Below are 25,121 nucleotides of genomic sequence, written 5' to 3'. Positions count from 1 at the left end.
AGCAGTCATCCTTTGGGCGATTGCTCAAGGTGTGGCAGCACATTTCTAGCGTGGTGAATGTGAAGTTCCTATCATTGGTGCTGCATGCACGTTTAGGGACCTCAAATCCATAAACCACAGCAGAATGGAAATATGGCCAGAGCATTTCCAGAAGAAGTATGACGCGGTTTTCCGTGGGATAATGCGAAAAACAAAGCGATGGGATTGTGCTTTTTTCAATGGCTCTTACAGCGGCTCTTACTGCGCCGATCTCGTCATATCACATTGGTTCTCCAACGAAATAGCCCCGCATAAAGCGGGGCTATTTTGTTCTTGTCTGTCCTTATCTAATGGCAAGCCTGAAGCGATATGCCGAAAAAGGATCAGTGTGCAGGCCCGCTGCTCTCGCCCGAGACAGGCTCTGCCGGAGCGGTCGTTATAGCCGCATCGTCAGGACGCTTTTTAGGCGGCTTGCGCGCAATGAGGCTATAGAACATCGGGATGAAGAAGGTCGCGATAAAGGTTGCAGCCAACATACCGCCGATAACGCCTGTACCAATTGAGTGACGGCTTGCAGAACCAGCGCCTGAGCTGATTGCCAGCGGAACCACACCGAGAATGAACGCCAGCGACGTCATCACAATCGGGCGGAAACGCAGGCGTGCAGCTTCAGCGGCAGCCTCAATTGCGGTTTTGCCCTCTTCACGTTGCAGCACAGCAAATTCCACGATCAGAATCGCGTTCTTTGCCGCGAGGCCTATGAGCGTGACCAGACCAATCTGGAAATACACGTCATTGGTCAGTCCGCGCAGATCGGTCGCCAGAAGCGCACCGAAGATAGCGAATGGAACAGCCGTGATAACGGCCAGCGGCAGGCTCCAACGCTCATACTGTGCAGCCAAAATCAGGAACACCATGATCAGACCGAAGATCATCGCCTGCGTGCCACTGCCGCTTGTCGTGACTTCCTGATAAGCCGAGCCGGTCCAAGCAATCTGGAAGCCCTGTGGCAACACTTCAGCTGCCACTTCCTGCATCGCCTTGATCGCTTCACCCGACGTATAACCCGGAGCGGGGTTGCCCGTAACCTTTGCAGCGTTAAACGCATTGAAACGTTCAAGCTGATCGGGCCCGACAATACGCTTGACCGTCACGAGTGCGCTCAAAGGGATCATACTGCCCGAATCGGCACGCACGAACACATGCTTGAGATCGCTTGGATCGCGGCGGAACTCGGCTTCCGACTGGAGGTTCACCTGATAGTTACGGCCATAAAGCGTGAAGTCGTTGACATAAACGCTGCCGAAGGTTGCCTGCATGGCGGTAAACACCGAGTTGATCGGCACGCCCATAGCCTTGGCCTTCTGGCGATCAAGCTGAATGTCATATTGCGGCACATTCGGATCAAAAGTCGTGCGAACGCCTGTCAGCTCCGGACGCTTTTTCGCTGCTTCAACCAGAAGATTGGTCGCATTGGTCAGAGACTGAACACCCCCGCCCGTACGGTCCTGCACATAAAGCTCAAAGCCGCCGGTGGTGCTCAAGCCCATGATTGGCGGCGGATTGAACGCAAGAACCAGACCATCCTGAATACCCGCATTCATCCCCATGATTGTACCGGGCAGATTACGTGCATCCAAGTCAGGTGTGGTGCGCTCTTTCCAGTCTTTGAGCATGATGAACATCGTGCCAGCACTGGTCTTAAGCCCGCCTGAGAGCAGGTCGAAGCCAGCGACTTCAAACACGCTTTCAACAGCAGGGTGCTTACGAATGTTTTCACTCGCTTCATGCAGAACAGCAGATGTACGCTCCAGCGACGCAGCTGGCGGCAGGATTGCCACACTGAACAAGAAGCCCTGATCTTCGTCAGGAAGAAGCGAACTCGGCACCTTCTGGAAGAGATAATATGTGCCACCCAAAAGACCCGCGAAAATAAGCAGGCCCACAGCTGAACGTTTCAGGAAGAAACGCACACCCTTGGTATATCCGGCCGTCAACCGATCAAAGAAGCGGTTGAAAATGCGGAACGGCAGCATCGGCTCGTGATGGCCAGGCTTGAGGATCAGAGCGCAAAGTGCAGGCGTCAGCGTCAGAGCCACGAGGCCGGAAATCGTCACCGAAATCGCAATCGTAACAGCGAACTGCTTATACATTTCGCCGACCAGACCACCCATGAAAGCAACCGGAATAAACACGGCGCAGAGCACGAGAACAATCGCGATAACCGGACCTGTCACCTCGCTCATTGCCTTGATGGCAGCTTCGCGCGGCGGCAGTTTTTCGGTCGTCATGATACGTTCGACATTTTCCAGCACCACGATCGCATCGTCCACAACGATACCGATCGCCAGAACCAGACCGAACAATGTCAGCAGGTTGATGGAGAAGCCAAGCACATACATGCCCGCGAACGTGCCGATGATCGAGATCGGAACCGCGATGACCGGAATAAGCGTTGCACGCCAGTTCTGGAGGAAGATGAACACCACCAGAACAACGAGGATGATCGCCTCGATGAAGGTGTGAATCACCTCTTCGACCGACACCTTGATGAACTTGGTCGTGTCAAAGGGGACCGAATAGTTGATGCCTTCGGGGAAGCTCGTTTTCAGCTCCGCCATGCGGCTCTGCACAAGTTCCATGGTGTTGAGCGCGTTGGCACCCGGTTGCAGATAGATTGCAATCGGAACTGCGGCAGTACCGTTCAGGGCACTGTCAACGAGATAGCTTTCCGTTCCCAGTTCGACGCGTGCAACGTCCTTAAGCTTGAGCGTTGCCGCGTTTTTGTCAGATCGCAGAATGATGTCTTCGAATGCGGCTGCGTCCGGCAAACGTCCCTGCGTCGTCGCCGTATAGGTGAACGGACCGGCCTGTGGGTCCGGCTGATCACCAAAACGGCCGGCTGCAAACTGCGCATTCTGTTCCTGAATTGCGGTCTGAACATCTGAAGGCGTCAGATTATATTGCGCGAGCTTGTCAGGGCGCAGCCATATGCGCATTGAATATTCGATGTTGCCGAGCAACTGGACATCGCCCACCCCGCTGAGACGCTTGAGATCGTCCACAACATTGAGAAGCGCATAGTTACCGACATAGGTGCGATCATAGCGGTCCGAGGTCGAGAACATCGCCACCATGCCGAGAATGGTACTGGAACGCTTGTCGACGGTTACGCCAAGACGCTGCACTTCCTGCGGCAGCGATGACGTTGCACGCTGAACACGGTTGTTGACATTGATCGTCGCCTGATCCGGGTCAGTGCCCAGAGCAAAGGTAACGGTGAGCTGCATGGTGCCGCTGCCAAGACTTGAGGACTGCATGTAAAGCATGTTCTCAACGCCGTTGATCTGTTGCTCAAGAGGAGCGGCAACGGTTTGCGTCACGGTTTCAGCACTGGCACCGGGATAGGTCGCACTGACCACGACCTGTGGCGGCGTCAGCTCCGGATACTGCGCAATCGGCAGGATCCGCATCGATATGAGGCCCGCCATGACAATGATGATAGAGATAACCGCAGCAAAAACCGGGCGGTCAACGAAGAACTTATTCATTGTTTGCCCGCCGCCTGTTCTTTATCGCCCGCCGTTCCGGCTTCGCCTTCAGCTTTCGGCGCTACAGGCTGAACTTTCTTGCCGGGAGCAGCCTTGATCACACCTTCGGTAATGATGCGGTCACCCGGTTGGAGACCATCGCTCACCAGCCAGGAATCTGTAAGTTCACGACCGACCTTGATCGGGCGAACTTCCGCAACATCGTCCTTATTGACCACATAGACGAACTGCCCCTGTGGGCTCTGCATCAGGGCCGCCTTGGGAACCAGAATTGCGTCGTCAATGGTTACGCCCAGAATGGAAGCGCGGACAAACTGGCCCGGAATCAGGCGCTGGTCCGGGTTTTCAACAACGGCACGGGCACCGAGTGTTCCGGTTTCGGTATCGAGCGACGAAGACGTGAAGTCGATCGTGCCTTCGTGATCATAAGCCTGACCGTCGCCAAAAAGGATTTTGATCCGCAGACGATCAGCATCCTGACCGGTGGCGCCGCGTGCCTCACGCAGCTTGCGGATTTCCGCCGCTTCCGTGTCCGTAAACGAGAAATTGACATAGACCGGATTGATCTGCGTGATCGAAGTCAGAAGGCTTGAAGAAGCGTCTGTACCAATCAGGCTGCCTTCAGAAACCTGCTCAAGGCTCGTAATACCGCTGATCGGCGCTGTAACCTTGGTGTAGCTCAGGTTGAGTTCTGCTGTGCGCAGTTGGGCCTTTGCAGCAGCAACGGCTGCCTTGTTCAGATCGCGCGTTGCCAGCGCGTTGTCGCGAACGGCTGTGCTTTGCACCTTCTGCTGAACCAGCTGTTCAGCACGTTCTGCATCGCGGATTGACTGCTGATAGGTTGCTTCTGCCTGCGCGACCTGCGCCTGCGCGCGTGCCACTTCTGCTTCATAAGGTGCCGGATCAATCTCAAACAGCAGATCGCCAGCTTTGACTTCCGTACCTTCAACAAAGTTACGATGCAGAAGAATGCCGCCAACGCGGGCACGCACCTGCACATCACGATATGCGCTCACACGTGCCGCATATTCATAAGGCACGGTTACATTTTCAGCCTTGATTTCCGTGACTGTAACAGGAGGTGGCGGCGGCATTGCGCCTCCCGGCGCCTGCGCAAAGGCCGTCTGCCCTGCAAGAATAAAAAATGCGACACCTGCCGCAAAAATCCGAATGGAACGTTTGATGGTCATAATGGGAGCTGCCCTTGATGTCGCACGGTGCGGCCAAATAAACATACACCGGTGTTTGTAAACACGAATTACCGTGTTATAGTCAATCACTTAATATTACATATCACGAATGAGTTACCCTGGTCGTGAAGGGGGAAACGCATATTTTAGGCATCTGCTTTGTCGAGAGAAGATTGAATGCGCAGAACAAAAGCTGAAGCTGCTGAAACACGGGAGGCCATTTTGGCCGCCGCAGAACACGTCTTCCTCGAACGCGGACTCACTCAATCAACACTGTCACAAATTGCCAGCCAAGCGGGTGTTACGCGCGGCGCAATCTATTTTCATTTTCACGACAAACTGGACATTTTTCAAGCGATTATTAATCGCACCTGCTTTCCGCATGAAGAGATCATGATACAGGCTGCGGCCTGTGATCATCCCAATCCAATGCATGTCCTCGAACAATCGATCTTAACGGCGTTAGAACTTTTCGCGACCAATGAGCAGCAGCAGAATGTTTTCACCATCATTCATCAGCGCTGCGAATATGTCGGAGAAATTGCCCCTGTGGTCGATCGTCTGAAAGAAGCCCGCGCCACTATGTTATCGCTGTTTACAGGATTGCTCGACATTTCGGAACGCCGTGGAGAACTCTCAAAGGAATGGACTTCAATATCGGCAGCTCAAATCCTGCTTGCGGTATTGAGTGGTCTTCTCAACGAGTGGATGCGAAGCGAACGCAGCTTTGATCTGGTTCAGTCCGGCGGTAAAACCATCAAAACAATGATACGCTCCATGCGTATCGACGAACCCGGCTCTTTCTGACCGCTAAAACACGTATTTTTTCGGAGTCCGCTGCCACTCTAAAAAATTGGGAGAGACAGCTCATCCCCTTTTAATTTACGCTTACGTCAATGTAACTCTTGCGGTCAGGACGAAACTCGACCACATTCATGACTGAGGAGCACCTGACCTGCATTGGCGGGACGGGTCGTATTGGGAAAAGGGTGGCGGGCTTGCTGCTCAAACAGTGGACGGAGCAATCCGGGGAGAAGGCATGGCAAAAAAAGCAGCAGAAACAAAACCCACGTCGAAAAAGGCTACCGCAGCTGTTTCGGCAGCGGATAAGATTTGGCTGAAATCCTATCCAAAAAGCGTTCCACACGAGATCGACATGAGCAAGACCACATGCATTGGCGACATGATTGCCAATGCATGCCGCCAATTCGCAGGCAAGCCAGCCTTCACCTGCATGGGCAAGGACCTTTCCTATAAGGAACTGGACGAGAATTCGCGCGCGCTCGCAGCTTGGCTGCAATCACGCGGATTGGTCAAGGGGGACCGCGTTGCGGTGATGATGCCCAATATCCTGCAATATCCTGTGGCAATTGCCGCAATCTTGCGGGCTGGCTTCGTGGTCGTCAACGTAAACCCGCTCTACACACCGCGCGAGCTTCAGCACCAATTGAATGATTCAGGCGCGCAAGCCCTGATCGTGCTCGAAAACTTTGCCACCACCGTGCAGAAATCACTGGCTTCCATCCATGTTCCAAACATCGTTGTTGCCTCTATGGGTGACATGCACGGCCTGAAAGGCCACATCATCAATCTGGTGGTGCGCAAGGTGAAAAAACTGGTGCCGGAATGGAACATTCCCGATCATGTGCGCTTCAAAGATGCTTTGAAGCAAGGAAGGGCAAAGTCTTTCAATCCGGTCCCGGTCGACAAATCTGACATTGCCTTTCTGCAATATACCGGCGGCACCACGGGTGTTTCCAAAGGCGCGATGTTGAGCCACGCCAATATTCTGGCCAATGTGGAACAAATGCGGCTCTGGATGGAAGTGGCATTTTTGAAAAAGGGCAAACCGAAAGAACTCAACTTCGTCTGTGCTCTGCCACTCTATCATATTTTTGCACTGACTGTGAATGCGATGATCGGCATCAAGCTTGGCGCGCGCAATATTCTCATTCCGAATCCACGCGATATTCCAGCTTTCGTCAAGGAATTGCAAAAATATCCATTCCACATCTTTCCGGGCCTCAACACGTTATTCAACGCCTTGATGAACAACGAAGATTTCAAAGCGCTGAACTTCAAGCCACTGGTTTTGACACTCGGCGGGGGCATGGCAGTGCAGCGTCCAATTGCCGAACGCTGGCAGGAAATGACGGGCTGCCACATCACCGAAGGCTACGGGCTTTCGGAAACATCACCAGTTGCCTCAGCCAATGCACTGGATGCGACCGAATTCAGTGGCACAATCGGGCTCCCCATGCCTTCAACCGACATTGCTATTCGAGACGATGACGGCAAGGATCTGCCACTGGGTGAAGTGGGCGAGATTTGCGTGCGCGGCCCGCAGGTTATGCTTGGCTATTGGAACCGCCCGGATGAAACGGAGCGCGCCATCATGACTGACGGCTTTTTCCGCACCGGCGACATGGGCTTCATGGATGAAAACGGCTTCACCAAGATTGTTGATCGCAAGAAGGACATGATCCTTGTTTCGGGCTTCAACGTTTATCCGAATGAAATTGAGGAAGTGGCCGCAGAACATCCGGGCATCGTGGAATCAGCTGCCGTGGGCATTCCCAATGAGCACTCTGGTGAAGTGGTGAAACTCTATGTGGTGCGCCGTGACCCGACCCTCACGGAAGAGGATGTCAAATCGTTCTGCGCCCAGCGTCTGACCAATTACAAGCGCCCGCGCGAAGTGGAGTTTCGGGATGCCTTGCCGAAAACCAATGTCGGCAAGATTTTGCGCCGCGAATTGAGAGACTAAAATAAAAGCGGCCCTCAACTTTATGAGGGCCGCTTCGTTTTATCTGAACAAACCAGGCAAGCCAGCAATAGATTCGAGCACCACATCAGCATGAGGCTCAAGCGCTTCGCGTGGGCTGTTGCCAGACAGAACACCGACAGCAAGTCCGGCTTTTGCAGCGTGCGCTGTTTCAAGGTCATGCAGATTATCGCCAACCATGGCGACTGCACCCGGTTCAAGGCCGGTTTTCTCAGCAAAATACAGCAATGGGTCGGCATAAGGTTTTGGGCGTGCGGCCGTATCATAGCCGATCACCACATCAAACAAATGGTCGATGCCCAGCGCCTTCGCGGTCGCATGTGCTCCCGCTTCGGAATCATTGGTGGCAATGCCAAGGATAAAGCCCATCTCGCGAAGTGCTTCGAGTGTCTCTTGCAAACCCTCAATTCCCACCGCAGAACGCGCACCTTCAGCGACCGTATAAGAGTCAAACTCGTCGATCTTCGCTTTGAAACCCGCTTCGTCAATCTCCGGGTGCCAGAGCTGCACGATGTCTTCGACCGTTCCGGCAGCAATCACCGAATTGGCGCGAAAACGCGATGCTTCCCAATCATAGCCACCCGCATCAAGCAGCGAGCGCGCACGATGCTCGTCACCATTGGCGGTGCGCTGCGCAAGGTTCCACGACACGGTAAACCATGTGCGGTCGAAATCGATCAGCGTGCCATCCTTATCGAACAGGATGGCACGGATTGATTTCAACTTTTCGGAGGAAAGGGGTGCACTCATGCCTCTAACGCACCGGCGCGTTTCTTCACTGCCGATGGTTTGTCAGCCAGCAGCTTGAGAAGATCATCCCCACGACGAACATAACGCAGGGTGCGACGGGTGAGAATGCGGCCTGCCTGCGGCGCAGTGAGTGTGATGTCGCCTTCCGGTTCACCCGGCTTGGTCACAACGGTCACGAGCTTGACGCCCGCTTCCACCACATCGCCCGGAGCGACGTGATAAAGCACCATGCCACCTTCCGGTGCGCGCAGCATTTCAACGTTTTCAAGCGGCGTAATGAGGCCCTTATAATCGAGATCAAGCTTGACGCTTTCATCGACAATCACGCCGCGATGGACGAGAAATCTGTAAAGACCTTCCGCGTCACCTTTGCCCATATCGGCATAGACATCGCTCAAGCCACGGAATTCAACCGTGGTCACGGCGCGGCGCTTCATATTGCGCTGATCAGCAGGCAATTGCAGAACCGGATGTGCGCAGGCTTCCTCGAAAGCTGCGTCCGCGGTCGTGTCCCAAGCGAGGATCGCTGTCGAGCCGAGTGCCACGGCCAGATCCTTCATGTCTTCCACAAATTCCTTGGCGATATACACATAGCTTTCGCTTTCATCATCGCAATGAAGATCAAGCACGATGTCGTTTTCGAGAGCCAACTTCAAAAGCGTTGCTTTCAGGCGCTGCGCAAGCGCAACAGGTGCATCCGGGCCGGGAAGTTCACTGGTGTCGAAATCCGGCAGCAGCGGGAAAGCGCGGTTGAAATTGAGCGCAGAGAAAAACTCGAAACGGCCCAGATGCTGATGCGCCTGCCACTGGTTTGAGCCAATCGGATTGGCCTGTGGGATAACCGTGATATTGCCGAGAATACGGCCTTCTTCAGCAGCTTTTTTCAGCATCGGCACGAGAAAATGGAGAGCAGCTTGCCCCGGCAATTCGCCACCATGCAGCGACGATTGCAGATAGGCGGTCGGTGCATCGCTGTCTTTGCCTGCAAAACGCAGCACACGCAGTTCTATGGCGTTACCCGGTACGTCGCCGGCAAACTCGATAATCTCGGTCTTCATCTCTCATCCCATTAAAAGCACAAAAAGCCGGGCAGAGCGCCCGGCTTGCCTTATTGATTTGCCTTAATATCAGGCTTTGCGGCGCGCATGCAAATGCGCAACGAGACCGATGGTCGAAGCGTCTTTGCCCTCAGCCGTTTCAGCACCCGAAACAACAGGAAGAAGCTCGGTTGCGAGTTCTTTGCCAAGTTCCACGCCCCACTGGTCAAAGGCATTGATGCCGAAAATCTGCGCTTCAACAAACACACGATGTTCGTAAAGGGCGATCAGGCGACCCAATGCAAACGGGTCGAGCTTGTCGTGAACAAGCGTGAGCGACGGACGATTGCCCGAGAACACGCGATGCGGTGCAATGCGCTCGACTTCCGCGTCGGGCAGGTTCTTGGACTTCAGCTGTGCACGAGCTTCGTCCAGCGTGCGGCCCTTCATCAGTGCTTCAGACTGCGCAAGGCAGTTGGCGAGCAGCATTTCATGCTGATGATCAAGATGCTTTTCATGGCCCTTTGCCGCAACGATGAATTCGAGCGGAATGGTGTCTGTACCCTGATGCAGCAACTGGAAGAAAGCGTGCTGGCCATTGGTGCCAGGCTCGCCCCAAACAACAGGACCCGTTGGGCCGGAAACTGGCTTGCCGTCAACGGTCACGCTTTTGCCGTTCGATTCCATATCGAGCTGCTGGAGATAGGCCGGAACGCGTGCCAGACGCTGATCATAAGGAATGACGGCACGACTGGAGTAACCGCAAATTGCGCGGTGCCAGTAGCCGATAAGACCGAGCCAGATTGGCAGGTTCTTTTCCAGCGGCGCATCGCGGAAATGCACATCCATTGAATGCGCGCCCGCAAGGAACTTGCGGAAATTATCTGCGCCAATTGCGATCATCACCGGCAGGCCAATCGCCGACCAGACCGAATAGCGACCGCCAACCCAGTCCCAAAAACCAAAGACGCGTTCTTCGCCAATGCCGAATACTGCGACCTTATCAAGGGCAGTCGAGACGGCTGCAAAATGTGCGCCGACAGCGTCTTCGCCCAGCGCATCGGCAATCCATTTACGCGCGGTCTGCGCATTGGTCATGGTTTCAATGGTGGTGAAGGTTTTTGAGGCGACGATGATCAGTGTCGTTGCCGGATCAAGCACATTGAGCGTGTCGGCAATGTGTGCACCATCGATGTTCGAAACATAATGGGCGCGCGGGCCGTCATGGTAGGGTGAAAGCGCAATCGTCGCCATAACCGGCCCAAGATCGGAACCACCAATACCGATATTGACGATATCGGTGATTTTCTTGCCCGTCGCACCTGTGACAGAACCGGAACGGATGCCATCGGAGAAAACAGCCATACGGTCGAGCACTTCCTTCACGTCCGGCAGGACGTTGTGGCCATCGACCAACACTTCTTTCGAGGTTGTGTCGCGAAGGGCGACATGCAGAACGGCGCGATCTTCAGTGTTGTTGATGTGCTCGCCTGCAAACATGGCAGCGCGGCGGCCTTCAACATCGGCGGCTTTTGCCAGTTCAGTCAAAAGCGAAACCGTCTCGTCATTGACGCGGGCCTTCGACCAGTCAAACAGCAGATCATCAAGTGACAGCGAATAACGCTCAAAACGGCCCGGATCAGCTTTGAATGCGGCACGCATGTCTTTTGGTGCTGCTTCCGCCCAGTGCTTTTTCAGCTTTGCGACCGTTGCTTCAAGCTTCGCCGCGTCTCTTGCCATGATGATACTCCAGTCAATCAAATCGATTTAATTGCGGATAATTAAGCAGTTTATTCGAGAATTGCACCAATTAAATTACAGAAATTTTTCATTTTGATGCCGCTCCATATATGGATATTGATCAATATAGATTGATAGGAGCGAGTTTAAAGCATGGACCTCGTCGGAGAAGAGAGAATCAACGCACCCCGGCAGGCCGTCTGGGACGCGCTCAATGACATTGAAACGCTGAAAAACAGCATTCCCGGCTGCGAGGATCTGGAAAGAATTTCAGAAACAGAAATCCGTGCAGCGCTGAAAGTCAGCCTCGGTGTGATTAAGGTTCGCTTTCACGGCATGCTTGAACTCTCCAATATGAACCCGCCTGCCTCCTATACGATTTCCGGGCGTGGCGAAGGTTCGATTGCAGGCTTTGCGCATGGCGACACCGATGTGACTTTGACCCAAGACGGTAATGATACAATCCTGAGCTATGTGATCCGTGGCGATGCGGGTGGCAAAATCGCCCAGCTTGGCTCGAAACTGCTTGGTTCAGTGGCGCGCAAAATTGCGGATCGGTTCTTTGCCAATATTGGCGCTGCGGCAGCTCAAAAAGCGCTCGATAATGCCGCTGCAAAAACGGCATAATTTCATTCCAAGATGGTATGGGGATGGATGGGAAAGCGTTTTCGCTTTGCGTCCAACTCAGATAGTCGATAATCCAACAGCATCATTAAGGCCTATCGGCATGAAACCCAGAGATACCGCAACCTATATTTTTCTTGCCATCGCATGGGGGCTTTCGTTCCTCGTGGTGCTGCGCGTGGTTGAAGCCTTCGGCTGGGTGGGTGCGGTGGCTTTCCGCTCCTTCATTGCGGCGGGAACACTGTTTGCCATTGCCAAGCTATCAGGGCGCAGCCTTGATTTTCAAGCAGGCTGGAAGCCGTTTGCCATTGTTGGCGCTACAACTGTTGCGGGACAGTTGATCGGCCTTTCCTATGGTACGCCTCTGATCGGCACGGCAATGGCTGCAATCTGTGTGGCATCAATTCCGCTTTTCTCAATGGTCATCAGCCAGCTCTGGGGGCTTGAGCGCATCACCTCACGCGGCCTGATCGGCCTGTTGCTTGGTGTGACCGGCATTGTGTTGCTGGTTGGCTTTCCCGCTGTGGCCGTGACGCCGGAATTCATCATGGGTTGCATTGCCGTGATGTTCTCGTGCTTTTCGGCGGCATTTGGCAGCAATTATGCAAGCCGCCGCCTGTCCACCACCGGCTCGTGGGAAACCACCATCGGCGCATTCGTGTTTGGCGGCATTCTCACGCTGCCGCTGATCTTCGTCATTCCTGTGCCAGCCATGCCGGGGCTGATTGATGTTGTCTATCTGCTGATCTCAGCCTGCGTGATGAGCGCCCTCACCTATGTGCTGTATTTCAGGCTGGTCGGCAATGTCGGCCCGACAAAAGCCATCAGCGTGGAATTTGCGGTCACAGTCATTGCTGTGCTGGTTGGTGCCGTGTTCCTTAAAGAACAGCTTTCCATCATCCAGTTTGCCGGCGCTGCCGTAATCATCGCTGGCTGCGCACTGGTATTAAGCGCGCGTCCGTCGCTGCCAAAAGAAGCAGAAGCATTTCAGGAAACAGAGACGGAAAAAACCTCTGACAGCGACGTTCTTAAATCCGATACACTCTGACTTCCCATTCCAATTCCATTTCAAAGGCCCGTGCTTTCAAAGCCGGGCCTTTGCCTATTTCTAGTGCGTAAAAGTCATAAATTGACCAGATGATAAAAAATTTGACCTTCCGTGAAAATCTGTCATCCTGTCAATAACGGGCATCACGCGACGGCAAAGATCGCAGCCCGGAACAGAGTTTACGGTGCGCAAAGGGAACCCGCGCCTGAACAAGCAAAAATGGGAGATGCGATCTATGAGATCAGCAGAGAATTCGCCTATTGATGCAATTGATTATCCGGGACACGCGAACGGGCCTGATATTCACGGCTCGCGGTTGGATAAGGCCGACTATGCGCATGTTTTCGATGATCTGCATCCGCCGCTGAACAAGCATGAAGCCCTCGTTGAATCTGACCGCTGCTATTATTGCTATGATGCGCCTTGCATGAATGCGTGTCCGACCAGCATCGATATTCCGCGTTTCATTCGCCAGATTAACACTGGCAATGCCATCGGTGCGGCGAAGACCATTCTTTCAGAGAACATTCTTGGTGGCATGTGTGCCCGCGTCTGCCCGACCGAAACGCTCTGCGAAGAAGTCTGTGTTCGCGAGACTTCGGAAGGCAAACCGGTCAAGATCGGTGAGTTGCAGCGTTATGCGACCGATGTTCTGATGGAAACCGGCAATCATCCATTCAAGCGCGCACCCGACACCGGCAAGCACATCGCCATTGTTGGCGCAGGTCCGGCAGGTCTTTCTGCGGCGCACCGCCTTGCGATGCATGGCCATCAGGTGACGATTTTTGAAGCGCGGCCCAAGGGCGGCGGTCTGAATGAATATGGTATTGCCGCCTATAAGACAGTCAATAATTTCGCCCAGCGCGAGCTGGAATTCGTGCTGAAAATCGGCGCGATCCATATCGAATATAACCAGACGCTCGGTCAGGACATCACGATTGAAGCCTTGAAAGCAGGCTATGATGCGGTGTTCCTCGGCATGGGGATGCCGGGGGTTAATGATCTTGGCCTTGCCGGAGAAGATGCACCGAATGTGATTGATGCGGTGGATTACATTGCCAATCTGCGTCAGGCAAAAGACCTCTCGTCGCTGCCCGTTGGCCGCAATGTCGTGGTGATCGGTGGCGGCATGACGGCGGTGGACGTTGCTATTCAAACCAAGAAGCTTGGCGCTGAAAACGTGACCATCGTTTATCGTCGCGGGCAGGAAAGCATGAATGCCAGCGCCTATGAGCAGGAACTGGCACAGATTCATGGCGTGGTGATCCGTCACTGGTTGCAGCCACACGCGCTTGAACGAAGCGAAGACGGCACGGTCAATGCGGTTGTGTTTGAATATACCGCAGCACAAGACGGCAAGCTTTCCGGCACCGGCGAATATCTCATTCTTGAAGCCGATCAGGTGTTCAAGGCGATCGGTCAGAAGTTTGAGCCAGAGCCAATTGCCGGGTCCAATATCGGTCTTTCTAAAGGACGTATCCGCGTTGATGACGAGCGTCGCACATCCGTTGAGGGCATATGGGCGGGGGGCGACTGCGTTGCGGGTGGTCAGGATCTGACCGTTGCATCGGTGGAAGACGGCAAGGTTGCCGCTGAATCGATCCATGCAACGCTGACAAAGCGTCCGCAAGCGATTGAAGGCTTTGCCGATGCGGTGCTGTCGGGCGGTGCGCTTCATGCGCCAACCCCATCTGCTCACCGCGACCGCAGCGTGCCTTTGGGCCAGGAACAGGGCTGAGGAGAGTAAACATGGCTGATCTTTCAACGAACTTCCTCGGCATCAAATCGCCAAACCCGTTCTGGCTGGCATCAGCTCCGCCGACCGACAAGGCTTACAATGTCGAGCGGGCTTTTAAAGCTGGCTGGGGTGGTGTGGTCTGGAAAACGCTCGGCTCCGAAGGCCCGCCGGTGGTTAACGTCAATGGTCCACGCTATGGCGCAATTCATGGCGCTGACCGACGTTTGCTCGGCCTTAATAATATCGAACTGATCACTGACCGACCATTGGAAGTGAACCTTCGCGAAATGAAGGAAGTCAAAATGCGCTGGCCCGACCGCGCATTGATCGCGTCGATCATGGTGCCATGTGAAGAAGAGGCATGGAAAGCCATTCTGCCACTGGTGGAAGAAACCGGCGCTGACGGCATCGAACTAAACTTCGGTTGTCCGCACGGCATGAGCGAACGCGGCATGGGTGCGGCTGTTGGTCAGGTGCCGGAATATGTCGGCATGGTTGTCAAATGGTGCAAGCAATATAGCCGGATGCCAGTGATCACCAAGCTGACGCCAAACATCACCGATATTCGCAAGCCAGCACGAGGCGCAAAGGCCAACGGCACAGACGCTGTGTCGCTGATCAACACGATCAATTCGATTGTCTCGGTTGATTTGGACAGCATGTCGCCTGTTCCGTCCATCGACGGACGCGGCAGCCATGGCGGTTATTGCGGGCCAGCGGTCAAGCCGATTGCACTGAACATGGTGGCGGAAATTGCGCGCGATCCTGAAACCTATGGCCTGCCGATTTCAGGCATTGGCGGCATTACGACATGGCGCGATGCGGCTGAATTTATCGCGCTTGGCTGCGGCACCGTTCAGGTCTGTACTGCTGCCATGACCTATGGCTTCAAGGTCGTTGAAGAAATGATCGATGGTCTTTCCGACTGGATGGACAGCAAGGGTTATCAGACGCTTGATGATTTCCGCGGCATGGCCGTTGGACATGTCAGCGACTGGCAGTATCTCAACCTCAATTATGTCACCAAGGCGCGGATTGATCAGGATTCCTGCATCAAATGCGGTCGTTGCCATATTGCCTGCGAAGATACCTCGCATCAGGCAATTACCAATCTGGTGAATGGTGCGCGGCACTTTGAAGTGATCGATGAGGAATGCGTTGGCTGCAATCTTTGCGTCAATGTCTGCCCGGTCGAGGATTGCATCACCATGGAGCAGATCGGCGATTTCGATCCGCGCACCAAGGCACCGATCCCGGCAGAATATGCCAACTGGACGACGCATCCGAACAATCCGATGGCCGTCAAGGAAGCGGCCGAATAAAACAAAGACGCCGGGGGAAACCCCGGCGTTTTTTATGTTTAGCGGCTGATGCGTTTGCCTTTTTCGGGCTCAAACACATGGCTGGTTGCCGGATCAATCGCAATGGTCAGCACATCACCCGGACGCACTGTCAGGCGCTCGCGGAACAGGCAGGTGATCGGCTGATCGCCAAGCTTGCCCATGACCATGATTTCCGAACCTGTCGGCTCGACAATATCGACCGTAACGGGAACGCCCTGCTCGGCAATTTTCATATGCTCAGGGCGCATGCCATAAACGGCCGTGCCCGACAGGCTGCCATAATCGCCATCGGGAAGCGGGATGCGGAAGCCGCCATCAGCCACAAACGAACCTTCTTCGATCTTGCCATTCACAAAGTTCATCGATGGAGAACCGATGAAACCAGCGACAAACATATTGGCTGGGCGATCATAGAGATCGAGCGGAGCACCGATTTGTTCCACCAGACCATCACGCATGACGACGATCTTATCGGCCATGGTCATGGCTTCGATCTGATCGTGGGTGACGTAAATCGTGGTGGTCTTCAGACGCTGATGCAGACCCTTGATCTCACCGCGCATCTGCACACGCAGCTTGGCGTCGAGATTGGAGAGCGGTTCGTCAAACAAAAACACCTGCGGATCGCGAACAATCGCACGGCCCATAGCCACACGCTGACGCTGACCGCCGGACAGCTGGCGCGGAAAGCGGTCGAGCAGCTTGTTGAGGCCGAGGATTTCCGCCGCACGATTAACGCGGCTGTCGCGTTCTTGCTTCGGCGCATTTTTCAGCATGAGCGCGAAGCCCATATTGTCGGCCACCGTCATATGCGGATAGAGCGCATAATTCTGGAACACCATGGCGATGTCGCGCTCCTTGGCGCGCAGATCATTGACCACGCGCGGGCCGATAGCGATTTCGCCATCGCTGATTTCCTCAAGCCCTGCGATCATGCGCAGAAGCGTCGATTTTCCGCAACCCGATGGGCCGACCAGCACGACGAATTCGCCGTCCTCAATATCAACCGACACGCCATGCAGAACGCCGACATTGCCATATTTCTTGATTGCATTTCGGATGGATACAGATGCCATCTTGAACCTCAACTCTTATTTGACGGCGCCTGCGGTCAGACCTGCAACGATCTGGCGCTGTGCGAAAACGGTTAGCAACAGGACCGGCAATGTGACCACGAGAGCAGCGGCGGCAAGCGGACCCCAGCTGACCTGTTCAAAGGACAGCATGTTGTAAACTGCGACCGGCAGGGTGCGTGTCTCGCGGCTGGCGAGCACGATGCCGAAAACGAAATTGTTCCACGAGAAGATCACCGCAAGGATGAGCGACACCACAATGCCGGGCTTGGCAATCGGCAGTGCAACTTTCATGAATACCTGCCACGACGATGCACCATCAATGGTGGCTGCTTCTTCAAGCTCCATCGGTGTTGTCTCGAAATAGCCAATCATGATCCAGATCACGATAGGAACCGTCACAACCAAATGAATGATGATCTGCGGCCAAAGCGTCCCGAGCAGGCCAAGTGTCTGGAACAAAAGGAACAGCGGGATCAGGTATGACAGGCCCGGCGTCATACGCGCAATCATGATAACGATTGCCGATTTGTTGGCGCGCAAGCGTGCGATGCCATAACCCGCCGGAACACCGACAATCAATGCCAGCAAAGTGGATGTGCCGGTTACGAGAATACTGTTCCAGAAATAGAGCAGAAAGTCGTTGGTTTCGAAAATCCCGCTATAGTTCGACCAGGCGATGCGGTCGGGAATCAGGATGGGCGGATAGGCGCCATTGTCGATTTCATATTTCAGCGAAAGCGACAGCATCCAGACGAAGAAGAAGATTGCAGGCGACACGATGACAAAAACCATGAGTGCCGTGCCAAGCTTTGAAAGAATAGATTTGCGTGCCATGGTCGGTCCTCACGAGTTCCACTTGGTCCGCTGGCGCAGCGCCAGAAGGATCATGGACATGGCGATAATGACAATGAAGAACACCACGGCAATCGCCGAGCCATAGCCTATGTCATAGTAAGAGAACGCCACATTATAGAGATAGATATTGATGGTTTCCGATGCCGTACCCGGACCGCCCTGCGTCATTGCATAGATGATATCGAAGCTTTTGAGCGCATCAATCGAGCGGATGATGACGGCCACCATGATAAAGGGCAGGATCATCGGCAGAGTGATGTAACGGAACTTCTGCCAACCATTGGCGCCATCGATTTCCGCACTTTCAAACGGATCGCGCGGCATGGACGCAAGGCCACCCAGCACAATCAGCATGACCAGCGGCGTCCACTGCCATGTTTCAACCAGTACCAGCGACGGGATAACCGTGCTCTGATTGAAAATCCATTCCTGCGGCGGAATGCCGATCAGCGACAGAAGATAGTTCAGCACGCCAAGCTGCGGATGATACATCATCGTCCAGACAAGGGCGACCGCCACCGGCGTTGCCATCATCGGCATCACGAAAATGCCGCGCAACAGCCCGCGCATCGGCAGTTTACTGTCAAAGACCAGCGCTGCAATCGTGCCCAATATCATCGGAGCAACGACCGAGAGAACCGTATAGACAACCGTATGCCACATGGATTCCCAGAAACGCATGTCGGCAGCAAGGCGCAGATAATTGTCGAAGCCGACAAAACTCTGCTCACCGCCGAGTTGCCACTGATTGGCACTCATCCAGAGTGTAAACACCCATGGGAAAACGATCACCGCCCCGACGGTGAGCAAGGCTGGAAGAACGAACGGCCAATAGCTGGGTCTGAGACGACTTTTAAAAGGCCGGATGGCAGGAACAGCCGTTGCGGCTGCTCCTGTTTTTGCACCTATCGGGGCGGCAGATGTCATTTCCCTTCGCTCCGTGCGAGGACCGGACGGAATTCTTCCGTCGCGCGTTTCATTTCCGTTTCAGCGTCTGCACCATTCAACAGATTGGTGAGGCCCACGCCGATAATGTCGCGGAATTCCGTGACAGGCACGATGACCGGCAGGCAGAGCTGGCTGATCGGCGCTGATTTCGAGAGCGCTTCTACCCAGCCTTCCGGCATGGTCACGCCCTTGCGCACGGCTTCGTCGTCAATGATCGACTTGCGGAACGGGACACCCGAACCCGACTGCAACAGACGCGCACCCATTTCTTTGGAAATGGCCCATTGGCAGTAAAGATATGCGGCTTCCTTGTTCTTGGAAGCTTCTGTGACGCCGATACCGTCGCCGGTCGTCGGTGCGGCCTGTGCATTCGGGCCTGCTGGCATGACACCATAACCAACCTTGCCGACAACGCGCGACTTGTTCGGGTCTTCAAGCGGCGGTGCAAAGCCGATACCGTCGAGCCACATGCCAACGCGACCCTGAAGGAAGTTCGACTGGCATTCTGCCCAGTTGAAGCCCGCAACCCCGGGAGGTGCCGATTTGGTCATCAGGCGCTGATAGAGCCTGGCCGCTTCAATGCCTTCCGGTGAATCCGTCTCAACATTACCATCAGCGTCCACCGACTGCTTACCATAACCAAGCATAAGGCTGGTGAAGACCGGCGCATTGGCGTTTTTCATGCCGCGCGCAACGAAACCATAGGTTCGGGTTGACGGATCGGTCAGTGCTTCGGCGGTTGTGACCAGTTCTTCAAAGGTCTTGGGGAATTCAAGCCCCTTCTCCGCAAAGAGGTCTTTGTTCCAATAGATAATCCAGTAATCGACCGAGAATGGCAGTGCACCAAAGCGACCATTGGCATCTTTGGCAAAGGTCAGACCCGCGCTTGCAAAATCATCTTCGGTGAGCGACGCGTCGGTCAGCGTCGGGTCTTTCAAAAACGGGTTGAGATCGGCAAGCCAGCCGCCCTTTTCAAACTGACGCTTCTGAACGTGATAGCTGATGTGGATAACGTCGAAGCTCGGACGCCCCGAAGTCAGCTCAATCACCGCCTTCTGGCGCTGCTGTTGTTCCGGCGTCTGCTCGGAATTAACCTTAATGCCCGTCAGGTCTTCGAATTCCTTCTGATGCTTCTGAAGGAGTTCGCCACGCGGGCTTTTGATCAGATTTACTTCAAGCGTGGTGCCCGCATATTTTTTCCAGTCAACACCTGACTGGGCAAAAGACGGGCTAATGCCCGTTATGCCGGATGCAGCAATTGCTGCCGTTCCCGCCATAAACTGACGGCGTGTTGGACGTAACAGATTCATCGCTTATTCCTCCCCTGTAATGTTTGCGGCCCGGCGACTCCTCTCGCCAGACCTTGGTCTTTAAATGTGCAAAGCCAGTTTCCGTGCGTTGTTGATGTGAACGGCGATGGCATCCATGGCCGTTTGCGGGTCACGGGTCTCAATGGCGCTCAACACAGTCAGATGCTCTTGCATAACCGGGATCACACGCCCGTTAATACGGAAACGCTCCTGATTGATCAGACGCATCTTGATTGTGTTGGTCTGGTAAGCACGCCAAATGATTTCATTATTAAGCGAGCTAACAATCGTATCATGCAGGCTCCAGTCGATATTCTGTGCCTGTTTTTCAAGCTCCGGCGTTTCACCTTCGTTCATTGCCCGATTGAGCGTTTCTTCATGCTCAGCGCGCAACGAACGCAGTAAATCATCAGAGGCAGACCGACAGAAAATTGCTACCGATTCCTTTTCGATGAACAGGCGGAACTGAAACGCTTCGCGGATCAGATTAAGGTCGATATGGGCGATTTGCAGCCCACGCTGCGGAACAGTCTTGATAAGGCCTTCCGTTTCAAGACGCGGAATCAATTCGCGGATCGCGCCAAGCGGTAAGCCCGTCATGGCGACGAGCTGACGCTGGGAAACAAACTGGCCCGGATGAAAATCACGCGCCAGCAAATGCTCGGTAAAGCTCTGATAAGCCTTATCCCGCAATTTTACCGGTTCGTTGTGATCTTCCGCCAAAGCCATTCCTTTTTTTTATTGATGCTTATGCCGTGGTCAGGCCGCTTTTGCCATATGCAAACGGTCGAATACACTGCCAATTGCATCGAAATCCGCATCATTGAGCGAAATGAGCGGTGCGCGCACGCGACGCCATTCCTTGTCGCCCGTATGACGCGCGACCATCGCCTTGACCGCAGGTGTTACCGGATAGTTGAGCAGCTGCTGCACAGCACCGACCAGTTCATTGTCATCCTGACCGTCATTGACCATGCGCAGCAGGCGATCCGGGAACAGGTTTGCCATGCCGGAAATCGCACCCTGCCCGCCGAGACGGACACCGGCAGCGAGATCGCGCTCATCGCCGATCAGGATCGCAATGTCTTTATGAGCAGCAAGCAGCTTTTCCGTATAGGCCCAGTTGCCAGAGGAATCCTTCACGCCGGTTATGACGCCACCAAAAGCATCACGCAGACGGGTGATCAGATCGACCGACAATTCAACCGCCGTTACAGACGGGATATTGTAAAGAATGATGCTGCGCGCATCATCGCCCAAACCCTTGAGAACCGCCGAGAACCAGTTGAACAGGCCTTCGTCGGACAGGTTTTTGAAATAGGATGGCGGCGCCAGAAGAATGGCTTTGCAACCACGACGCAGCGCATCGGCGGATTGGGCTACTGCATCGGCCACCGAATTTTCCATGACGCCGACAACGATGTTCGAAGCCAAAAAACCATCCGCGATGAAAGCATCAAGAAGCGCTGCGCGTTCAGCATCGGCAATCGACGAACCTTCGCCGGTGGTGCCAAACAGAGTGACGCTTGAGCAGCCACTGTCGAGGCGGGCGCGGGCGTGCTCTAGCGCACGGCTTACATCGATTTTGCCGTCAGCATCGAATGGTGTGGTAAGTGCCGCAGAGAGGCCAAAGCGCTCCTGCCCTGAATATTGTTGTGCCAAAACTGGCTCCTCCCAAGTTTGAACTGTAAGTTGGCACATACTAACATGTTAATAAATAGTCAATTCGGGTTCAGTGCGTGTTTGTATGTTTTTGGGAGGAGATTGCCGGCTTACTGGGCCGGAACAACACCGCTTTCTATGAAAGAAAGGACTTGCTGATAGTCTGGTGAACCGGCGCGGCCGCCAAAGCGTGCGCATTTAATGGCGGCGGCTGCATTGGCAAATCGGATCATGTCGGTGATCCCTTTGCCATCAACCAGACCATGAGCGAAAGCGCCATGAAAGACATCGCCCGCTGCCAGCGTATCGACGGCTTTCACCTTAAAGCCCGGTACATGGAATACTTGCTTGCCAGCCCCTTGCGTCCAGTAACAGCCATCTGGGCCAGCGGTGACAGAGGTGAAAACATCATAGCGGCTGGCCAAAATGTTCACACATTCGCGCAAATCCGTCGTGTCGGTCACGCTGATCGCAGCGGGTTCTGATGCAACAATATGCGTTGCACGCGGCAGCAGCTTTTCCAGAAGCTCGACAGGTGCGGTATCGGCATCAAGGATCGCTGGAATCCCTGCATCGCGAGCAGCGCGAAGGGCTGTTTCAGCCGCCCATGGCCAGCGCACATCGGTCATTACAGCGGCGTAGGCGCCAGCTGCAATCGGCGGAATCTGATCCGACGGGCTTGCAAGTGCCGGGTCATAAAATGGCACAATGATGCGCTCGCCGTTTGCATCGACAAGAATTGAGGAAAATGCCGTGCGCGCGCCTTCCAGCCGACGGATATAAGAGCAATCGATGCCTTCGGCTGAAAGCTCTGAGATGGCGCGCTCACCCACCGGATCAACTCCGGCAGAAGCCCAAAGCGCCACATCCCCACCAAGCCGGGCAATGGCAGCGGCTGCACTCGAAGCCATGCCAGCGGCGATCTCGACCGCTTCACGCGGCAGATATTTACCTGCCGCGTTCGGGAGTTCATCAAGGCGAAGAATGGTGTCCATGGTAAGGGCACCAACGCAGAGAATTTTGGACGTCATGATTACGAGATCAGACCTTCCGAACGGAGCTTCGCCCAGAATTCATCCGGGATTGTCTGCTCGAACCAGACAACATTCTGCCTGATCTGTTCTGGCGAACGCACACCAATCAGAATGGAGCTGACGGCCTCATGCATCATCGGGAACTGCATGGCGGCGGCGGCAAGCGGTACATTGAAGTCGTCGCAAATATCATGCAGGCGGTTGGTGCGTGCAATGATTTCAGCAGGCGCATCGGCATAATCGAATTTTTGTTCGCCACCGCGTGGGGCTGCCAGAATACCGGAATTGAATACGCCAGCAATCACCAGTGCCATGCCACGCTTTTGTGCCAGCGGCAGAAATTCTTTTTCCGAAACCTGATCAAGCAGTGAATAGCGGCCAGCCAGAAGCGAGCAATCGAGATCCGCTTCCTCAAGCGCATCACGAATGACCTGCCATTCATTCACGCCAAGGCCAAAGCCTTTAATATTGCCTGCTTCGCGCAATTCACTCAGTGCACGGAAACCGCCGCCCTTGGTCAATGCGTTCCAGTGAAACTCATGACGGTCAGCATGGGTCACGCGGCCAATGTCATGGACATAGAGCAGATCGATTTCGGGAAAGCCAAGGCGCTGCTGGCTATCATCGAAGCTGCGCATAACACCGTCATAGCTGTAATCAAAAACCTCACGGAAATTGAGGCCATTGTGCCAGCCGGAATCGAGAGGATTTTTTGGTGGCGATGGCGGCAGCGTGCGACCAGCGCGCTCATTGGTCATCAGGCGGCCAACTTTGGTAGAAACCACGGCGCGTTCAGTCTTTTCGCGCAGCAAATCGCCCAAAAGATGCTCGCTTCGACCAAGACCATACATCGGTGCGCTGTCGAAATAGCGGATGCCGCTGTCCCAGCCAGCTTCGAGCAAAGCATCCGCATCGGCACGGGAAACAGGTGCATAAAGCCCGCCCAAAGGTGCGGTTCCCAGACCAAGCGCCGTTACGGACAGCCCCGTGCGGCCCAGTGTGCGCCTATCAGATACTTTAAGCTGCATAAATATCTCCTCCAGAACCTATGCCCGCGCTTTAACGGCGCGCATCTTGTCCGAAAACCGTTTCACACTTTTCGGGATGCGCTCTAAACGCGCACAGACTGATAAGAGGAAGATAATAAATTCGCAAACGAAAAACCTATTCATCTGCGAATAAGAATCTCAATCCGCTTGTGAAAAGCGTGCCTGGATGCTTTGTGAAAGCAGCGCAACAGGGCGCGACTGATCGCCAGCCTTAACCCAGATCAGCTCTTCGATTTCACTCGAAGCGGCAGGCACCTGCCCTTCCCTCAAAGTGAGGTGGAACAGTTCTGCTTCAACGATGGAATCAAGTTCGTTGGCGGCTGGTGCCGACATGCGCGCTGCATAGCGCAACTGGCTCTCGTCAATCAGAATGCCAAGCTCTTCCTCGATTTCGCGGATAAGCGCAATCTGCGGCTCTTCGCCAGTATCGATCTTGCCACCGGGCTGAAAAAAAATCTCGCTGCCGCGCTTGCGAACAAGGAGGAAACGGCCCGCTTCATCGCGGACAATGGCTGCTGCAATAAGAATCGTTTTCATGATGCTGCAACATCATCACGAACACGCACACCGTCAAGAATAATTGCTGCAATGGAGCGTGCTGTCTGCTCATAAAAATCCGGCTGCTCGGTGCGGTTGCCAAGAATGGCTGCAACCTGAACCGAGAAATCGGAATAATGCTGCGTCACGGCCCATATCGTAAAAATCAGGTGATAAGGATCAATGGGCGCGATGCGCTTTTCTTCAATCCAACAACGAATAACGCCTGCTTTTTCATCGACCAGCTCTTTCAGATGGCCTTTGAGAAAATCAGTAATCGCCGGTGCACCATGCAGAATTTCATTGGCAAACAGCCGCGATGCTTCCGGCCTTTTGGCCGAAAGCGCAAGCTTTTGCGCAATATAGTTCTGGAGTTCCTCAAGCGGATCGCCTTCAGGGTTGATGCTCTCGAACGGGCCAAGCCATTCGGTGAGTGTCTCCTCCAAAACCGTCACGTAGATATTTTGCTTGCGCGGAAAATAATACAGCAGGTTTGGCTTCGACATCCCTGCCTTTTCGGCAATCTGATCGACTGTAGAACCGCGAAACCCATAAGCGGAAAAGACATCAAGCGCTGCATCCAGAATGAGCCTGCGATTGATCGCCTGAATGCGCGTCGCACCCTCCGCCTTTTCATTCACACCTGCTTCGGCGGGAGCTGTCGCATCTGTGACCATTTAACACCTTTTGACGGAGCAAAATTTCTTAAAACCGCTTGACCGCTGTCGAACGCTCTTCTAGCCTGCATTTTGACCAACTAGTCAAGTTTTTGCAAATACTGCAAGAAGATTGAGGCCAAAGAGCTGGGTCGCGGGAACAACATAACATGCGAAGCGCTTGCGGCAATGCCGCAGTTATTCCATGC

At 54.3% G+C, this 25,121-nt stretch carries 21 protein-coding genes; 6 read left to right on the top strand and 15 right to left on the bottom strand.

The features are described 5' to 3' along the window. Window positions 1-362: 362 nt before the first annotated feature. Complete coding sequence (locus ABE527_RS02830) at window positions 363-3,530, bottom strand: efflux RND transporter permease subunit (protein ID WP_265982936.1); 3,168 nt, start codon at window positions 3,528-3,530, stop codon at window positions 363-365. Continuing rightward, window positions 3,527-4,720 carry an efflux RND transporter periplasmic adaptor subunit gene (locus tag ABE527_RS02825; protein WP_265982935.1) on the bottom strand — a complete coding sequence of 398 codons (1,194 nt, stop codon included), beginning with the start codon at window positions 4,718-4,720 and terminating at the stop codon, window positions 3,527-3,529. The genes ABE527_RS02830 and ABE527_RS02825 overlap by 4 nt, the downstream gene beginning before the upstream one ends. 177 nt (window positions 4,721-4,897) lie before the next feature. Here ABE527_RS02825 and ABE527_RS02820 point away from each other — a divergent pair, with 177 nt between their 5' ends. Both ABE527_RS02820 and ABE527_RS02815 read left to right on the top strand, forming a co-directional pair. After that, a complete protein-coding gene (locus ABE527_RS02820) occupies window positions 4,898-5,527 on the top strand; it encodes a TetR family transcriptional regulator (RefSeq protein WP_265982934.1) in 630 nt (209 codons plus the stop codon). A gap of 232 nt (window positions 5,528-5,759) precedes the next feature. Further along, window positions 5,760-7,487 carry a long-chain fatty acid--CoA ligase gene (locus ABE527_RS02815; RefSeq protein ID WP_499696067.1) on the top strand — a complete coding sequence of 576 codons (1,728 nt, stop codon included), beginning with the start codon at window positions 5,760-5,762 and terminating at the stop codon, window positions 7,485-7,487. Window positions 7,488-7,526: 39 nt separating this feature from the next. Here ABE527_RS02815 and ABE527_RS02810 read toward each other — a convergent pair whose 3' ends face one another. The 3 genes from ABE527_RS02810 to pgi all read right to left on the bottom strand — a co-directional run bounded on the left by ABE527_RS02810 (window position 7,527) and on the right by pgi (window position 11,032). After that, a complete protein-coding gene (locus ABE527_RS02810; RefSeq protein WP_265982932.1) occupies window positions 7,527-8,255 on the bottom strand; it encodes an HAD family hydrolase in 729 nt (242 codons plus the stop codon). After that, window positions 8,252-9,313 carry a M14 family metallopeptidase gene (locus ABE527_RS02805; RefSeq protein WP_499696066.1) on the bottom strand — a complete coding sequence of 354 codons (1,062 nt, stop codon included), beginning with the start codon at window positions 9,311-9,313 and terminating at the stop codon, window positions 8,252-8,254. The genes ABE527_RS02810 and ABE527_RS02805 overlap by 4 nt, the downstream gene beginning before the upstream one ends. Window positions 9,314-9,382: 69 nt before the next feature. After that, on the bottom strand, window positions 9,383-11,032 hold the full coding sequence (gene pgi, locus ABE527_RS02800; RefSeq protein ID WP_499696065.1) for a glucose-6-phosphate isomerase: 1,650 nt from the start codon (window positions 11,030-11,032) through the stop codon (window positions 9,383-9,385). A 153-nt stretch (window positions 11,033-11,185) separates the two neighbouring features. Here pgi and ABE527_RS02795 point away from each other — a divergent pair, with 153 nt between their 5' ends. The 4 genes from ABE527_RS02795 to preA all read left to right on the top strand — a co-directional run bounded on the left by ABE527_RS02795 (window position 11,186) and on the right by preA (window position 15,764). Continuing rightward, window positions 11,186-11,659, top strand: coding sequence for an SRPBCC family protein (locus tag ABE527_RS02795; protein WP_499696064.1), 474 nt, complete (start codon window positions 11,186-11,188; stop codon window positions 11,657-11,659). A 100-nt stretch (window positions 11,660-11,759) separates the two neighbouring features. Then, a complete protein-coding gene (locus ABE527_RS02790; RefSeq protein WP_499696063.1) occupies window positions 11,760-12,704 on the top strand; it encodes a DMT family transporter in 945 nt (314 codons plus the stop codon). A gap of 226 nt (window positions 12,705-12,930) precedes the next feature. Continuing rightward, window positions 12,931-14,442 carry an NAD(P)-dependent oxidoreductase gene (locus tag ABE527_RS02785; RefSeq protein ID WP_499696062.1) on the top strand — a complete coding sequence of 504 codons (1,512 nt, stop codon included), beginning with the start codon at window positions 12,931-12,933 and terminating at the stop codon, window positions 14,440-14,442. An 11-nt stretch (window positions 14,443-14,453) separates the two neighbouring features. Then, window positions 14,454-15,764, top strand: a complete 1,311-nt coding sequence (preA, locus tag ABE527_RS02780; protein WP_499696061.1) for an NAD-dependent dihydropyrimidine dehydrogenase subunit PreA — start codon at window positions 14,454-14,456, stop codon at window positions 15,762-15,764. Window positions 15,765-15,802: 38 nt separating this feature from the next. Here preA and ABE527_RS02775 read toward each other — a convergent pair whose 3' ends face one another. The 10 genes from ABE527_RS02775 to ABE527_RS02730 all read right to left on the bottom strand — a co-directional run bounded on the left by ABE527_RS02775 (window position 15,803) and on the right by ABE527_RS02730 (window position 24,933). Next, window positions 15,803-16,861: an ABC transporter ATP-binding protein gene (locus ABE527_RS02775; protein ID WP_499696060.1), complete on the bottom strand. Its 1,059-nt coding sequence runs from the start codon at window positions 16,859-16,861 to the stop codon at window positions 15,803-15,805. A 15-nt stretch (window positions 16,862-16,876) separates the two neighbouring features. Next, window positions 16,877-17,695, bottom strand: coding sequence for a carbohydrate ABC transporter permease (locus ABE527_RS02770; protein ID WP_499696059.1), 819 nt, complete (start codon window positions 17,693-17,695; stop codon window positions 16,877-16,879). A gap of 9 nt (window positions 17,696-17,704) precedes the next feature. Further along, window positions 17,705-18,643, bottom strand: a complete 939-nt coding sequence (locus tag ABE527_RS02765; RefSeq protein ID WP_499696058.1) for a carbohydrate ABC transporter permease — start codon at window positions 18,641-18,643, stop codon at window positions 17,705-17,707. Further along, window positions 18,640-19,974: an ABC transporter substrate-binding protein gene (locus tag ABE527_RS02760; RefSeq protein WP_396997721.1), complete on the bottom strand. Its 1,335-nt coding sequence runs from the start codon at window positions 19,972-19,974 to the stop codon at window positions 18,640-18,642. The genes ABE527_RS02765 and ABE527_RS02760 overlap by 4 nt, the downstream gene beginning before the upstream one ends. 60 nt (window positions 19,975-20,034) lie before the next feature. Continuing rightward, window positions 20,035-20,697 (bottom strand): GntR family transcriptional regulator, encoded by a 663-nt coding sequence (locus tag ABE527_RS02755; RefSeq protein ID WP_499696319.1) that lies wholly within the window; start codon window positions 20,695-20,697, stop codon window positions 20,035-20,037. Between the two features lie 36 nt (window positions 20,698-20,733). Then, the gene (locus ABE527_RS02750; RefSeq protein WP_499696057.1) at window positions 20,734-21,636 is read right to left on the bottom strand and encodes a dihydrodipicolinate synthase family protein; all 903 of its coding nucleotides are present in this window, start codon (window positions 21,634-21,636) and stop codon (window positions 20,734-20,736) included. Between the two features lie 110 nt (window positions 21,637-21,746). Beyond that, window positions 21,747-22,667 (bottom strand): PfkB family carbohydrate kinase, encoded by a 921-nt coding sequence (locus ABE527_RS02745; RefSeq protein WP_499696056.1) that lies wholly within the window; start codon window positions 22,665-22,667, stop codon window positions 21,747-21,749. 2 nt (window positions 22,668-22,669) lie between these two features. After that, window positions 22,670-23,698, bottom strand: a complete 1,029-nt coding sequence (locus ABE527_RS02740; RefSeq protein ID WP_499696055.1) for an aldo/keto reductase — start codon at window positions 23,696-23,698, stop codon at window positions 22,670-22,672. Between the two features lie 159 nt (window positions 23,699-23,857). Then, the gene (locus tag ABE527_RS02735; RefSeq protein WP_265982909.1) at window positions 23,858-24,256 is read right to left on the bottom strand and encodes an NUDIX hydrolase; all 399 of its coding nucleotides are present in this window, start codon (window positions 24,254-24,256) and stop codon (window positions 23,858-23,860) included. Then, window positions 24,253-24,933: a TetR family transcriptional regulator C-terminal domain-containing protein gene (locus tag ABE527_RS02730; RefSeq protein WP_499693402.1), complete on the bottom strand. Its 681-nt coding sequence runs from the start codon at window positions 24,931-24,933 to the stop codon at window positions 24,253-24,255. Before ABE527_RS02730 ends, ABE527_RS02735 begins: the two co-directional genes overlap by 4 nt. Between the last annotated feature and the right edge of the window lie 188 nt (window positions 24,934-25,121).

The sequence above is a fragment of the Brucella sp. TWI432 genome (genome assembly GCF_039674445.1).
Taxonomy (GTDB): domain Bacteria; phylum Pseudomonadota; class Alphaproteobacteria; order Rhizobiales; family Rhizobiaceae; genus Brucella; species Brucella chromiisoli.
Note: the sequence above shows the minus strand (reverse complement) of the source record. Positions and strands in the feature narration are given on the sequence as shown.